The following is a 14,252-nucleotide window of genomic DNA, read 5'->3' as shown; positions in this document are numbered from 1 at the left end:
CGGGCACGGGCAGGCCCCGAAGAACCAACCCCACCACATCGAGGAGGTGAAAACCCATGCACCCCAGCACCGCTCACCACACACCGTCCGTCGCCCGCGCGGTCCGCACGATCGCGACGGCGACAGCGGGGCTGGTGGCTGCGGTCATGTTCGCCAGTCCTGTCCAGGCACAGACCGGTGTAGGTGCCCCGCTCGGTGCCACCTGTCCGGCGCTGTATGTGCTGGGGGTCCAGGGACCGGAGGAAGGCGCACAAGACGCGGACGCGGACCCGATCATCGAGACCGGTGCGCTCGGGCAACTGTTCACCCCGCTGCACGCTCATGCCGGGGACCTGGTGCAACGCGCCTACCTGCCCTACGGGCGCAGCAGCGACGGCCTCGCCCAGCCCTACGACGACGCGGTCGCGGACGCGGCGAACCGGGTCGGCGAGGCGGCGGCCGAGATCACGCGACGGTGTCCCGCCACCAAGCTCGCCGTTGCCGGATACGGGCAGGGCGCCGCGGCCGCCGCCGACTTCGCCCACCGGACCGGCACCGGCACCGGCACCAGCACTGTCGACCCGAGCGCGGTGGCGGGCATCGCGTTGTTCGCTAACCCGAACCGCGCTCCCGGCCCGGTGTTTCCCGGACGACCGGAGCAAGCCAGCCCGCTGGCAGCACCCGGCACCTCGGGTAGCGCTGTGGCCGGCATCCGCTTCACTCCGGGCGCCACCGCCGGTAGTGGGATCGGGCAGAACACCACCGCCACCACCGATTACGGGGTGTTGTCGGGGCGGGTCGCCGACTTCTGCACCACCGGCGACCTGACCTGCGACGCCCCGGCAGCGGGGACGCCGATCACGCAGACGGTGAAAAACATTGCCGCGCAATCGGATCAGCGCGACCCGGTCGCGGCCATTACGACCACTGCCCAAGCACTCGCGGCGACGGCGTGGAAGACGGCGGTCGGCGTGGCCGGTGAAGACCTGTCCGGCAACAGCCTCGACCAACTGTCGTATCAACCCGCCATCCCGCTGGGGCAGCGGCTCGCGGAAGCCTCGAACCCGGCCACCCCGATGCCCGGCCCCGACCAAGCACTGGCGGCGCTGTTCCGGATCGGGACGATCGGCCTCAACACCGCCGTCACCATCGCGAGGAAAGTGTTCACCCCCACCACGATCGCGCAGCTGGCGACGGTCGGGATGGCCGACCCGATCGGCGCGATCGCGATCCTGGGCACCGCACTCGCCGGAGCCGTCGCCGAACTCGTCCCGCCCCAGACCGCGCTGTCGTGGGTCAACCAAGCCTTCGACGCGATCCGGTCCACCGTGTCCCACGACGCCGACCTCTACCAGCTCGCGACACGCACCCGCTACAGCGACACCGACGGCCGCCGCGCCTCCTACACCACCGCCACCGCCACCCCCACCGGGCAACCACCCCTGACCGCAGCCGCCGACTGGTTCACCGCCCTGGCCCGCGACATCGACGCCACCCACCCCGCCACCACCGCACCAAAGCCGATGTCACCAGCCGCGACAACCCCGATCGCGACACCGTCACCGTCGGCAAGCCCGCCACCTGTTCCCGAACGTCCCGGACCGGCCGCGTCACCCGCGCCGACCGGCTGAACCCCTTCGGCGGAGTCGCCCATCCGTTCTCGGTGCCAGAGAGGACGGGCCGGGCAGTCCCTCACCGGCCTGCCTCCGCCGAAGGGCCCCGCCCACACCCATCCACAAACGACCAAAGCAGGAGGTGAATCCCGTTGCCCCACAACAGCACAACCGACACCGATCCCCGCACCGGCGACGAGTGGGGCTGGCTGAATACTCCACCAGCGACCCCTATACGCCCCACCGCCACGCGCGAACTCGACCCGGCACCCGAACCGGGGGCGGAGTGGACCTGGCTCGACCAAACCCACACCGACCAGCCGACACCACGCCACACTCCGATCCGTCCTCGCATCCCAGCACGCGCCTGGGTCGTGGCCGGTGCCATCGCAAGTGTCATCGCTTTGATCGTGATCGGCGCGACCGCTACCCGCGATCCCGGAACCCGGACGGGTGCACCGACACTCACCGCGGCACCACCGACCACCCTGCCGGCGGCGGCCAGGGCGTGTGACGGCCTGACCGGAACGATGGTCACCGACCGTGCCGGGGACGCCACCAGCGTGGCCGGGGTGGTCGCGGCGTTCGAGCAGGCCTACTACGTCCAGCGATCCGCGGACGCGGCACTGCGCCTGGTGGCCCCCGAGACAGGACTCGCCCCCGAGGGCCTCGCGGCCGGGATCGCGTCCATCCCCGTCGGTTCCACCCATTGCGTGGCGATCACCCCGCTCAGCGACACCGCCGCCAACGTGCACATCGTCGAGCTCCACCCCGACCGGCAGCGTGTGGACTACCTCCAGGTGATCAACACCCGCCCCGCCGAGGGCGGGACGGTGCTCATCAGCAACATTCAGGGCCAGGGATGACCGCGATGCCCGCCACCGTCCACGACCTCCACGCACACGGCACCGGCGACCAGCCGCCCGGCCGCCTCGACCCCGCCACCATCACCGCACCCGCCCCGGACCGCCGCGCCCCGATCCGGGAGACCCCGCTGCCGGTCACCGGCCCGCACCCGCCGCTGTTCGCGGTGCTCGGCGCGCACGGCGGCGCCGCCACCTCGACACTCGCCCGCTGGTGGGCCCACGCCGCCGACAGCGGCCTGGCCTGGCCCGCGAACCCGCGAACCACCAGGCGCGTGGTGATCGCCGCCCGCGACTGCCTGCCCGGCCTCACCGCCGCCGCCGACCGACTACGCGAATGGCACGCCGGCCTCGCCCCCGAGGGTGTCATCGTCATCGGCCTCGTCCTCACCGCCGCCCGCCCCGGCCGCGCCCCCGCAGCGGTGCGCCGCTACCGCCGCACCATCGCCGACCTCACCGACACGGTATGGGCGATCGGCTGGCACGACGAACTCCTCGCCTGCGAACTCGACGACCTCGCCCACTACACCCCCTTCGACCCACCGCCACCCCGGCGGGCCCGCCTCACCCAGGCCGTGCCCGCCGACGTCCACCACACCGGGACCGCGATCACCACCCGCATCGCCGAAACCCGCGGCCGGACAACAAATCCCACACCCGGGAGCACCCCATGAGCTACACCCTGATGCTCACCGACGCCGCGCTGCTGGCTCAGCAAATCAACATCAAGCCAGAGGTACCACCAGGGTCCGGCGGCCTAATCAAGATCGTGAACTGGCTGGCCTGGTTCGTCACCCTCGCCGGGATCGCCGCGCTCATCTACGCCGGCGGCAAATTCGGATGGGAACGCTGGCACGGCGGCGCCGTCGAAAGCCCCAAGATCGTGCTCGGCGCCCTCGTCGGCGGCATCGTCGCCACCAGCGCCGGGCAAATCATGTCCCAGATCGTGAGTTCCGGCGGATGACTGCCCACATCCAAAGCCTGACAAGGCTTCTCGCTCCCCGCGCCGCATTCCGGTGCATTCCGATTCATGCAAGGACTTCGCCCCGATGACCAGATCCGATGCCTGCGTGCTCACCATCCCCGCCACCGACGGCGTGCGGCTGGCCGCGACCCGCACCGGCCCACCCACGGCCGCCGCCGCCACCGTCGTCTATATCCACGGCTTGTTCTGTGACCGTCACTACTGGGCACCGGTCACTACCCGGCTGCACGACCGCCTCGACGGCGCCATCACCCAGATCACCTACGACCACCGCGGCCACGGCGACTCCGGCCACCCACCGCGCACCACCGCCACCACGATGGACCGTCTCGCCGACGACCTCGACATCGTCCTCACCCACGCCACCGGCGCGGTCGTGCTGGTCGCCCACTCGGCCGGAGCACTGATCGCCCAGGCCTACGCCACCCGCCACCACGCCCGCGCTACCGCCCTGTCCGGACTGGTACTGATCAACGCCGCCGCCGAATTCCCCTCGTTCCCCAGACTTCCCGCACACTTTCGCGCCTGGCCACACCAGTTGCATCGGCTACGGCACACCCGCCTCGACCCTCTCGCCGCCGCGGGCACCGCCATCCTGGAACGCCGCTTCCGCCGCGCCAGCCACCGACACGGACCCAAAACCCACCTGGCCACCGGGACCCGGCCCACCAACCCGCGTGTCACCGCCGACATCCTCGCCGCCTACCGCGCGTTCTCCCTCGACACCAACGCCGCGCACAGCCTCCGCGGTACACCGACATTCGTACTGGCCGGCGAACGCGACCCAGCAGTACCGCCGGAGCAGGCGGTGCGGCTGGCGGACAAGCTGTGGTCGGACTACGAAATCGTCCCTGCCGCCGGACATTCCCTGCCCCGCACCGACCCCCACCGCGTCACCGACACCATCGTCGCCGCCCTCGACATCGCCTACCGCGCCGACCAACGCGAACCGCCACACCGCACCGCCACCGACACGGCGCACGGCTGGTTGGAAGGCCCGTCGTGATCGCGAAACCGCTGCCCGCCGACGTGACCGGCCCGCTGATCCACCTGCTGGGGTGGCTGGCCTGGCTGGTGCTGCTGCTGTGCATCGCCCGCGCGATCTGGGTCGCCGGCCTGCTCGCCGTGCGCCTGTACCGCGACGAAGCCATCGAAGGCATTGCCGCCTCCCTCGCCGGAGCCGTTCTCGTCGGCTCCGCCAGCGGCATCGCCGCCGCCCTCATCCCCACCCGCTGACACACGAAACCCGTTCGGAGACACCGTGAAACACCCAACACCGGCAACAGCCACGACGGCGGTACTGGCCGTCGGAGTCATCGGGCTGTCCGCACTCGCCGGGTGCGGCAGCAGCGACGACCCCGGTGCCCCGCAGGTAGCGGTCGACACCGCAGACGTGCACGACGCGCCGACCAACCTGAAAAGCACGGGGTTCCAGGGCATATTGCTGCCGGTCGCCGATCAAGGACCGCACCAGCAGAACGGGCCCGCAGCAACAGGATTCGACCACAACCCGGTCGGTGCGGCCTTGGCCGCTATCCACGCCACCGTCCGCATGTCGGTAGCTACCGACACCCAGTGGCCGGTGATCGGACAGCAGATGCTCGCCCCCGGACCCGGCCGCGACACCTGGGCCCTCGCCCGCGCCCAACTCTCCATCACCGAACCCGCAGCAGTCGTCCCGAAGGTGCTCGGCTATCAGGTCACCAGCTACACCCCCGACCGCACCGACATCGCCATCTACACACTGCAACCCGACACCTCGCTGACCCGCAACACCGCCACCGTGGTCTGGCAGAGCGAGGACTGGAAACTTCTCGTCCCCGACCAGCCCCGCGCCCCCGCCGTGTCCACACTGCTGTCGCTGCCCGCGGACCTGATCACGCTCCCGATGCGATGACCTGGAGGCCGATACCGTGACCAGCCGCCGCCTGCTCCTCATCCTCGCTCTCGGCGTCAGCGCCGTGATTATCGCCGTACTCGTGCTGACCCTCACCCCCCCAGCCGACAAAACCACCGCGCCCACACCGGCCACCACCGCCACAGTCGCCGCACCAGCACCGGTGACGCCGTATCGCGCGCCCACGGTGGACCTGTTCGGCAACCGGCTCGACATCCCGCCCGACCCCGCCGGCCAAGCGCTGCCGCAGGACTCGGCCACGCGGCCCGATCCAGGACGAGCCGACTATCTCACCGCCGCACCCGCAGGGCTGCAGTGGCAAAGCGGCTGGGGCGGCGCGGCACTGCCGGTCTCGCGCAGCGACGGGCCCGAACACGTTCGCGACGGCATCGCCTCCGGGTTCGCCAACACGCCGCAAGGAGCGGCGCTGGCCGCATGTGACGCGATCGCCCGCGCAGTCGTTGCCCCTGACGGCATCTGGCAGGCGGTGGTGCGCGAACGCTACCTCGGTGGCGGGCAGACGTTGCTCGACCGATTCGCGCGCAGCCGCCACACCACCCCGGACGCGGGCCGCTACGTCACCGTCCCCGACGGCATCCGAGTACTCCCCGGCTACCGGCCCGACTTCGCCGTCGTGCAGATCGCCGTGCGCGCGGACGACGGCTGGGCCTACTCGACCTGGCCCATGGCCTACAGCGACGGCGACTGGCGCGTCCGCGTCCCTGACGACGTCGGCGCCTTGTGGCAGCCCGGCACTCGGGTCCCGGCCCTCAGCGGATTCGGACAGTGGAAGGAATCGAAGTGACCACCTTCGCACCGATTCTCGGTCTCGCCCAAGCCGGACCCGGTACGGGGGAGGTCCGCACACAAATCCCCGACGCCGTGTGCGACCTCCCTGGCGCCGCCGGAACCGTCTGCCAATACCGGCAATTCGGTGAACTCGGAGGCTACGCCGTCGACAAGGCCGCCAACTCGGCCATCGACGACCTAGTCAAGACACTCAGCGACGGACTGGCAAGTGCAATCAGGATGGCCATCTCCTGGTGGGTGAAGCTGCCGTCACCTGAGTTGGCGTCGGGCGCCGAGCCGGGGCCGGTGCTGGCGTCGATCCGCGACTACACCAGCGGCCTTCAAATCCTGCTGATGATCGCGGGAATCTTGTTCGCCGCGGCACGCTTAGCGCTGGCGAAACGCGGCGGACTGGCCGGGGAGGCACAAGAATCATTCTTGATCTTCGCACGCGCAGTGTTCGCGTCGATGCTGTTCGCCGTCGTGATCACCACCGGCACCAAGGCCGGGGACGAATTCTCCGAGTGGGTGGTTTTCGACGCTACGCGCGGCGACCTCAGCAGCGCATTGTCACGTCTCGTCAATTACGAACTCCAGCACGACAACGGGCTGGGAACCGGCCTGCTACTTGTGATCGCGCTTGTCGGGATCATCAGCCTGCTGATCCAGCTGGTGATGCTGGTGATACGCCAAGCCGTGCTGGTGCTGGTGGTGGCCGCGATTCCGATGGCAGCCGCGGCCGCGGGGACGGGGCCGGGGTCACAGGCATTCAAGAAGATGCTGGCGTGGTCGCTGGCATTCGTGCTGTGGAAACCGGTCGGCGCGTTGGTGTATGCGATCGCGTTCACGGCGGCCGGAACCGACGGCGAGCAGCAGGACCCTCAGCTGGTGCTGCTGGGAATGATCCTGCTGGTTTCGGTGACGATCGTGCTCCCGGCCTTGATGCGGCTGATCGCACCCGCGGTCGCCACCCTCGGCGGAGGCGGCGGCGCGGCAGGAACCTTCGCCGGTGGCGCACTCGGACTTGCGATGGGTTCCACCGGCGGGCGCGGGAGCGAGCGCCCGAATGCCCGCAAAGTCAGTGAGGGTGAGAGCGCTCCCAACGGTGCCGCGCCACCGCCTCCCTCGCCGTCCGGAGCATCTGGTGGCGGGGGCAGGCCGATGCCGGGCGGCTCCGGCGGAAGCAGCCCTGGCGGTGGAGGGTCGGCGCCGTCCGGTGGCGGAAGTCGTGGTTCAGCTGCCGGGCCAGCCGGTTCCGGCGCAGGTCGGCAGGCCGGGACCGGGAAGTTCGCAGGCGGCGCCGCTGCTAGCGGTGGTGCTGCGGCGGCCGGCGGGGCGGGTGCGCTGCTCGGCGCGGCTGTCGGTGGGGCGCGCGCAGCGAAAAACACTGTGCAGCAGGCAACCTCGTCGTCCGGCAGTCAGGTGCGTGACACCAGCGCGGCCGGGTGGGACCCGGATACGCCGGGGCCGCTGGAGGTCCGGCGATGACGACACGCATGTACGGGCGGTGGGAACAGCCGCGCTCGGCTGGGTTCTTCGGCCTCACCTGGGGCGTGTCGATGTTCGGGCTCACGCTGATCGTGGCGGTGATGCTCACGTTCCTGCTCACGCGGTCGCTGTCGACCACTGGTGTGGCGATCGCTTGTGCGGCAGTAGTTTTCACGCCACTGGCCGTGAGCGTGGGCGGCCGCACGGGATGGGAGTACGTGGTGTTGCGCGCCCAGTTCGTCCTGGCGCGTGCGCGGGGTGAGCATACGTATCGGGCGGGCCGGTTCTCCCGTATTCCGGGGATGGCGCGATTGCCGGGGCTGCTGGCCGATTCACAGATAGCCGAGTACGAGACGCCGGGTGGCAAACGGTTCGCGATAGTGCACGTGCGCCGGACTGACCACTACACCGTGATCGTGCGCGTGCTGCCGCGCGGCAAGGAGCTGGTGGATCAGGCGCAGATCGACGCCTGGGTGGAGGACTACGGCCAATTCCTCGCCTCCCAGTCGCGGGGCGGGGATGTGGTCGCGGTGACCTCGGTGCTCGACACCGTGGTCGAAACCCAGCTCAAACAACGCCGCGAGGTCGCGCGCCTGATCCGCTCGGATGCACCGGAATTCGCGCAGCGGGTGATGCGGGAGGCCGCGACCGATATCGGCGGCATCGGTGTCCGCGTGGAAGCGCGGATCGCGATCACCTACCGGGCACTGGGCAAAGGCCGCGTGCGCCGCGATATTGCCGAGCAGGCCCGCGAGATCGGGCAACGCCTGCAGGGCGTGCTGTCCCAGCTCGCCCGCGCCGGGCTGCCCGCCGCACCGCTCGAGGCGTGGGAAGTGCTCGGATTGGTGCGGTCTCGCTACGACCTGGCCGCCCAACGCGACGTCGAGGCCGCCGCCCGCGGCATTGTCCGGACGCAGTCGTGGGACACCGTCGGCCCGGTCGCGCACGACGAGCGCTGGGACCACTACACCCATGACGGGGCGCGGTCGATCACCTGGGAGATGGACGCACCCCCGCGCGGCGCGGTGCTGGAGACGGTGCTGGAGGAGCTGGTGCGGCCCCGCCCGGATGTGCCTCGGAAACGGGTCGCGATCGTGTACCGGTTGCATTCGGCGGCGGAGGCGACCGACATCGTCGACTCCGATTACCGCGACGCCCTCGCGGCTGAGCAGACCGAGCGCGGCATCGCCTCGGCCGCGGCGTCGATCCGGGTCGACAACACCCGCGCCGCCCGCCATGAACAGGCCCGCGGCGCCGGGTTGACCCGGTTCGGGGTGCTGGTCACCATCACCGACCGGCTCGATGCCGACATGCCCGGTATCGAAGCGTCGGTCAAAGCCATGAGCGCGGCGTCTCGGTTGAGCTTGCGCCGCTGTTACGGCACCCAGGCCGCGAGCTTCGCCGGATCGCTGGGCATCGGGCTAGTGCTGCCCGAGCACACTTCGATCTCGAAACGGGTGTCGTCGTGAACGGGTTCAAGATATCGATGCCTCGACGCTCTAGAACATCGTCGACCACGACGGTGGCGGGTATCCGGATCCTGACGCCGGAAGCGCGTGCGGTCCTGGAAGTGGCGGCGGGACAACGCGGTTGGCGTGGGGTGCGGGCGCGGTGGCGGTTGTCGGCCGATGATCACCGGCGTGTGAACGCGGCCCGGCGCAGCGAGGACCGGCAGCGCGACGGCTTCCAGCGACCGACTGCACGGTTGACCGACCGCGGGTACGCCGGGCCGGGCGGCGGCCGGGCGAGTGTGATCGCGGCGATGCCGGAGTGGCGGGGCACCACGGTGCAGGTGGCCGGGTTGTGGCCGTTCGCGGTCGGTGCCAGTGCGCCGGTGGTCGGGACACCGGTCGGCAGCCACTACATCACGGGCGCCCCGGTGCACTTCGACCAAACCTCGTGGTTTCTGCGCGGTTTCATCACCGCGCCCATCAGTTTCGTGTTGGCGCTCAACGGATTCGGCAAATCGAGCCTGATCCGAAGGTTGGTGACGGGGGCGGTGGCGAACGGCCGCACCGTGCTGTGCATGGGTGACACCAAACCCGACTACCGCGACCTCGTCGAGAAACTCGGCGGGCAGGTCGTCGACCTCGGCTACGGACACGGCAGCATCAACCCCCTCGCCGTCGGCGCCCTCGGTACGGTCCTCGACGAGCTCACCGACCCCGACCAGCGTCGCCAGGTCGGCGCCCGCATCGAAGCCGGGCAGGTCAATATCGTCGCCGGGCTCATCGAGTTGGTGCGCGGCTCGCGGGTTGCGGACTACGAGGAAACCCTCATCGCCGCCGGCCTGCGTGAACTCTACGGCCCCACAGGCGGATTCACCCCCGAGTATCCGCCGCGGCTGTCGGACCTGTTGGCGGTGATCTCCGACGGCGCCGACCGACTGCTGCGGTTCGCGGAGGAAGACGACACCGCCACCTACCGATCGAGCACCAAGGTGCTGCGCCGGTCGCTGCGGGCGCTGGTGGAAGGGCCGTGGGGGGAGATCTTCGACCGCCACACCAGCACACCCCTCGACATCGACAGTCCCGCCGTGTGCGTCGATGTCTCGCGCATCCCCGAAGGGGACACCAAACTCCTCGCTGCCGCGTTGATGGTGTGCTGGTCGGAGGGTTTCGGCGCTATCGCCGCCGCACACGCGCTGGCCGACGCTGGCCTGGCGCCACCACGCAATTTCGAGGTGGTGATGGATGAGATCTGGCGGGTGCTGGGTTCCGGAGAATTCATGGTCGACCGCACCGACGCCCTCACCCGGTTGAATCGCGGGCTCGGGACCGGGCTGATCATGTGCAGCCACACCATCAAAGACCTCGCCGCGTTCGACAGCGCCGCCGCCATGGCCAAGGCGCTCGGCTTCTTCGAACGCGCCCGCGCGAAGATCCTCGGCCCGGTCGGGCCCGAAGAAGTCACCCGGCTGCGCGCCGCGGTGTCGATCACCGAGACCGAACGCCTCCTGCTCACCTCCTGGGCCGCACCGCGGCCACCCACCGATGATCACTCCGGCGACGCCGGCGGGCATGAGGTGCCGCCCGGTACGGGCTGTTTCCTGTTGAAAACTGGTGAGGCGGCGGAGCCGGGGATCCCGTTCCGGATGGAGTTCACGCCGTCGGAGCGGGCCAGCGACATCCACAATACGAATCGGCGTTTCAGCCATCTCACCGGCACTCCTTCCGGCGCAATGTCGACACCCGAGGTCACGGGGGATTGGCATGGCTGAATTCACGTGCCGCACAGTCTATCCGCCCGGCAGTCGTGGCGACACGACCAGCGATGAACCCAGCTCCTCGCTGCTTGTCGCGAATTGTCCTGCGCCGCCGGGGTTTCGCGCGGTGGGCGAGACCGGGGCCAACCGGCCCTGCGGGCATCGGCTGCGGACTCACCGGGCGCGGCGGCCCCGGCAGCTCGGCGCGGCATTACACCCACCCGTCTGGAGGCGTGATGTCCGCACCACCTGACACGATCATCGATCGGTTCGATGACGAGTACCGATTCCTGTCGAACTTCAGCCCAGACCCGGTCGCCTATCAGGGGATCTGGTTCCCGACAGCTGAGCACGCGTTTCAAGCGGCCAAGGCCACAGACCCGGTCTGGACGCAGCGGATTAACGACGCGGCGACCCCTTGGGAGGCGAAGCAGCTCGGTCACCGGGTGCCGCTGCGCAAGGACTGGGATCGGATCAAGCGGCGGATCATGCTCGACGTCGTCCGCGCCAAATTCGCGGCCGGGAGCGAACCGGCGGCACGGTTGGCGGCCACGGGTGACCGCCTGCTGATCGAAGGCAATACCTGGGGCGACGACTACTGGGGCCGCATCCAGCGCACCGGCACCAGCACCCTCGTAGGTCGCAACATGCTCGGCCGCACCCTCATGCACGTCCGCGGCGAACTCCTCGACCACCCAGCGACACGGTGGCATCGCGTCGCTGTCACCGGTCATCGAGAACACGCATTCGACCCCCGCCACCGCATCATGGGTCCGCGACGAGCTGGGGCGACTCGCGCTGAAGCTGCGCGCCGAACACGGTACCGCGATCGCGATCACCGGAATGGCGACCGGCGCGGACACCTGGTGGGCCCAAGCCGCCCAGGACGCCGGCCTCGCGGTATGGGCCTACCAGCCGTTTCCCGAACAAACCGCGAAATTCACCTCCGCCCAGCAACGCGAGCACGCCCGCATCCGGGAAATCGCCGAACGGGTGGTGGTGGTCGGCGACCGGTTCGCGTGGGGGCATTTCGACACCCGCGACGCGTTGATGATCGACGACGCCCACGCAATCATCGCCGTTCGGGACCCGGGCCGCGACTCCGGCGGCACCGTGTCGGCGCTGGCGCGGTACTGCCCCGCCCGCACCGTCATCAAGGTCAACACCGCGGCGCGTCACACCAGCATCGCCAGCGCCTACACCCACGGGCCCTGGTCCGATCCCTCCGCACGCCACGACGCAGTCACCGGCCGCCAGGCCATCGACGCTGTATTTCCCGCTGGCACCGCCTGCACATCGCGGCCCGATGACGCCGCCCCCGCAACCACGCCACACACGACCCCTCCTCCCGACTCCGGAATCGATCCATGACACCTCTCCGCCACCCGGGCCTCGCCCCGCAACCCACCGACCTCTCCACCGAAAGCGCGCAACCGATGAAACGACAACAACGCAGAACTCCTGCGACACAACATCATTCACGACCAACCGCACTGGAGGCGGCCAACCCGGCCGCGCGAAGCCACGCTGTTCGATCAGCGGCAACCACCCGCAGAGGCATTTTGTTCACGATCGGGAACCGGCGAAACAGACTGCAGAAGAAGGGGATACGAGGCGATGGTTCACAAGGGTGCCTTCCGAATCCGGATCCGCGAAAACGTCGACCAGTGCGGCCTCGACCGGTTACGCACTGCGCTCGGGCTGCGCGCATGCGGACGTTTGAGCGACGACTGGGACGCCGAATTCGGGTCTCGCACACTCGCGGATACGGGCGTTGGGTCGACCTGGCTGACCCTCTCTCGCACAGACGAGCAGCGTTGGTATCTGCGGGTGTCCTACCCGGAGGACCGACCACCGGCGTCCGCCGACGTGGCCGATTGGCGGCGCGAAGTGACCGACGGCATTCACCAAGCGGGGCTCACACCCGAACCGGACGCCTGATCCGCGTCGACCAGAGCCCCAGAATCGGGTCTGCCGGTCCGAATCCTCGCAGAACCACACCGCCTCAACCTCGGTCGATCTGCTCCGCACGGCCGGGAAACCATCCCTGCCCACAGCGCGAGTGGCAGATGTCGTTTGCGCCCGTGCAGCGCCGGGAGGCGGGTCGATGAGTCGTGACCGATTCGAAAACCGTGGTGGCGCTGGCGTTGTCGCTGCCGGTGACGTTGTTGTTGCTGCTGGTGGTAGTCCTGGGTTCCGACCCGACACAATCGTGTGCGGCCGGGGTGTCGTCGGCCGGGGGAGTGGCGGGGCCGACCGGGGCGTCGATGGAAGGGCTGAACGAACGCCAACTCCAGCTGGCGCGCCAAGGGGTGGCGATCGGCAAGCAACGCCGACAGCCCGAGCCAGTGATCATCGCGGAACTGGCCGCGCAAGCGACCGAGTCCACGTTCCGGAATCTGGCGAACCCGACGGTGCCGGAATCCCTGGAGTACGCGAACGACGGCCTGGGCTACGACCACGACTCGGTCGGGCCGCATCAGATGCGCGCCAGTGTGTGGGGCTCGGCCGGGATCGCGGCGTTGATGGACCCCACCTATCAGATCAACTGGTTCTACGACCAAGCATTGAAAACCACTGGCGGGCAGGCGATGTCACCGGCCGAGCTGGCACAGGCGATCGAGCAGTCGGCCCCGGCCGCCTACAGCGGGCAGCTGGAGCTGGCGCGCCGGTTGTATGCGATGTTCGCCGACCTCGACGTCGCATCGATGCCCGCCACACCGGCCGGGCAACCAGCGGCCGGGTGTGGGACGGGCGGGTCGGGGACGCCGGTGCCGGGCGAGGCGAGCGAGTTCGGTGCGGCGGTGATCGCCGCGGCCGAACGCTGGATCGGCACCGACTATGTGTGGGGTGGCGGCGACGCCAACGGCCCGACGAGCGGTGGTTTCGACTGCTCGGGCCTCACTCTGTATGCGATTTACCAGGCGTCGGGCGGCCGGATCCGGTTGCCGCACTACACCCAAGCTCAGCAGGACCACCCCGCCGCCCACCCGGTGCCGTTCGCGGAGCGGCGGCCGGGCGACCTCGTCTTCTTCACTCAGCCCGGCGACAGCGACTCCCATCATGTCGGAATCCTGTACGGCCGCAACGACCGTGGCGAGGACCTGCTCCTGCACGCCCCGCAAACAGGCGAGACCGTCACCAACACCACCCCGCTGTCGGCATGGCAAGGCGAGCAGATGGACGTGCGGAGATTCGAAGCGCCCTCGCCGACCGCTGCGACACCGCCCAGGGAGGAGAAACGGTTGTGACGCACAGAGATTCACAACGTTGCACCACACAAACGCCGCTGCTCGGCGGCGTCGGTAGTCCGCGGGGCCTCGGCTGGCGCATACGCGATCTCGGCACCCTTGTGCCCGACGCCAGGGAGTCGGCATGACCGGACCGACGTCCAGTGCGCCCGCGGCGAGAACGTCGTGCGCGGATCGGTGTT

Annotated in this window: 14 protein-coding genes and 1 pseudogene; all 15 read left to right on the top strand. The window is 69.7% G+C overall.

Annotated elements, in window-relative coordinates:
* The first annotated feature begins 56 nt into the window (after positions 1-56).
* The 15 genes and pseudogenes from NM1_RS29900 to NM1_RS29835 all read left to right on the top strand — a co-directional run bounded on the left by NM1_RS29900 (position 57) and on the right by NM1_RS29835 (position 14,070).
* Positions 57-1,610 (top strand): cutinase family protein, encoded by a 1,554-nt coding sequence (locus NM1_RS29900; protein WP_084520177.1) that lies wholly within the window; start codon positions 57-59, stop codon positions 1,608-1,610.
* 134 nt (positions 1,611-1,744) lie between these two features.
* On the top strand, positions 1,745-2,458 hold the full coding sequence (locus NM1_RS29895) for a DUF8176 domain-containing protein (RefSeq protein WP_147289146.1): 714 nt from the start codon (positions 1,745-1,747) through the stop codon (positions 2,456-2,458).
* A gap of 5 nt (positions 2,459-2,463) precedes the next feature.
* The gene (locus NM1_RS29890; protein ID WP_147289145.1) at positions 2,464-3,129 is read left to right on the top strand and encodes a hypothetical protein; all 666 of its coding nucleotides are present in this window, start codon (positions 2,464-2,466) and stop codon (positions 3,127-3,129) included.
* Positions 3,126-3,419, top strand: a complete 294-nt coding sequence (locus tag NM1_RS29885) for a hypothetical protein (RefSeq protein WP_068027368.1) — start codon at positions 3,126-3,128, stop codon at positions 3,417-3,419. Before NM1_RS29890 ends, NM1_RS29885 begins: the two co-directional genes overlap by 4 nt.
* An 85-nt stretch (positions 3,420-3,504) precedes the next feature.
* On the top strand, positions 3,505-4,446 hold the full coding sequence (locus NM1_RS29880) for an alpha/beta fold hydrolase (protein WP_068027366.1): 942 nt from the start codon (positions 3,505-3,507) through the stop codon (positions 4,444-4,446).
* The gene (locus tag NM1_RS29875) at positions 4,443-4,676 is read left to right on the top strand and encodes a hypothetical protein (RefSeq protein ID WP_084520176.1); all 234 of its coding nucleotides are present in this window, start codon (positions 4,443-4,445) and stop codon (positions 4,674-4,676) included. Before NM1_RS29880 ends, NM1_RS29875 begins: the two co-directional genes overlap by 4 nt.
* A gap of 25 nt (positions 4,677-4,701) precedes the next feature.
* Complete coding sequence (locus NM1_RS29870) at positions 4,702-5,337, top strand: DUF8175 domain-containg protein (protein WP_084520175.1); 636 nt, start codon at positions 4,702-4,704, stop codon at positions 5,335-5,337.
* Positions 5,338-5,353: 16 nt separating this feature from the next.
* Positions 5,354-6,142 (top strand): DUF8175 domain-containg protein, encoded by a 789-nt coding sequence (locus NM1_RS29865; protein ID WP_068027363.1) that lies wholly within the window; start codon positions 5,354-5,356, stop codon positions 6,140-6,142.
* Positions 6,139-7,614, top strand: coding sequence for a hypothetical protein (locus NM1_RS29860; RefSeq protein ID WP_068027360.1), 1,476 nt, complete (start codon positions 6,139-6,141; stop codon positions 7,612-7,614). Before NM1_RS29865 ends, NM1_RS29860 begins: the two co-directional genes overlap by 4 nt.
* Complete coding sequence (locus NM1_RS29855) at positions 7,611-9,083, top strand: SCO6880 family protein (protein WP_068027357.1); 1,473 nt, start codon at positions 7,611-7,613, stop codon at positions 9,081-9,083. The genes NM1_RS29860 and NM1_RS29855 overlap by 4 nt, the downstream gene beginning before the upstream one ends.
* Positions 9,080-10,834 carry a putative type IV secretion/conjugal transfer ATPase gene (locus NM1_RS29850; protein ID WP_147289144.1) on the top strand — a complete coding sequence of 585 codons (1,755 nt, stop codon included), beginning with the start codon at positions 9,080-9,082 and terminating at the stop codon, positions 10,832-10,834. Before NM1_RS29855 ends, NM1_RS29850 begins: the two co-directional genes overlap by 4 nt.
* Positions 10,835-10,887: 53 nt before the next feature.
* Positions 10,888-11,493: pseudogene (gene ybiA / locus NM1_RS44700) on the top strand (riboflavin biosynthesis intermediates N-glycosidase); the annotation flags it as partial.
* 169 nt (positions 11,494-11,662) lie between these two features.
* A complete protein-coding gene (locus tag NM1_RS44230; RefSeq protein WP_068027354.1) occupies positions 11,663-12,190 on the top strand; it encodes a hypothetical protein in 528 nt (175 codons plus the stop codon).
* 246 nt (positions 12,191-12,436) lie between these two features.
* Positions 12,437-12,760 carry a hypothetical protein gene (locus NM1_RS29840; protein WP_068027351.1) on the top strand — a complete coding sequence of 108 codons (324 nt, stop codon included), beginning with the start codon at positions 12,437-12,439 and terminating at the stop codon, positions 12,758-12,760.
* A 173-nt stretch (positions 12,761-12,933) separates the two neighbouring features.
* Entirely contained in the window at positions 12,934-14,070 is a 1,137-nt protein-coding gene (locus tag NM1_RS29835; RefSeq protein WP_246011707.1) for a C40 family peptidase, read from the top strand.
* Positions 14,071-14,252: the final 182 nt, after the last annotated feature.

It is taken from the genome of Nocardia mexicana NBRC 108244, from assembly GCF_001613165.1.
GTDB lineage: Bacteria > Actinomycetota > Actinomycetes > Mycobacteriales > Mycobacteriaceae > Nocardia > Nocardia mexicana.
This window is presented reverse-complemented; position numbering and strand designations above follow the sequence as displayed.

What these genes read in the sequence shown, in the direction of transcription:
- NM1_RS29900 (WP_084520177.1), top strand. Translation starts at nt 57, where the DNA reads ATGCACCCCAGCACCGCTCACCACACACCGTCCGTCGCCCGCGCGGTC.
- NM1_RS29890 (WP_147289145.1), top strand. Translation starts at nt 2,464, where the DNA reads ATGCCCGCCACCGTCCACGACCTCCACGCACACGGCACCGGCGACCAG.
- NM1_RS29885 (WP_068027368.1), top strand. Translation starts at nt 3,126, where the DNA reads ATGAGCTACACCCTGATGCTCACCGACGCCGCGCTGCTGGCTCAGCAA.
- NM1_RS29880 (WP_068027366.1), top strand. Translation starts at nt 3,505, where the DNA reads ATGACCAGATCCGATGCCTGCGTGCTCACCATCCCCGCCACCGACGGC.
- NM1_RS29855 (WP_068027357.1), top strand. Translation starts at nt 7,611, where the DNA reads ATGACGACACGCATGTACGGGCGGTGGGAACAGCCGCGCTCGGCTGGG.
- NM1_RS44230 (WP_068027354.1), top strand. Translation starts at nt 11,663, where the DNA reads ATGGCGACCGGCGCGGACACCTGGTGGGCCCAAGCCGCCCAGGACGCC.
- NM1_RS29840 (WP_068027351.1), top strand. Translation starts at nt 12,437, where the DNA reads ATGGTTCACAAGGGTGCCTTCCGAATCCGGATCCGCGAAAACGTCGAC.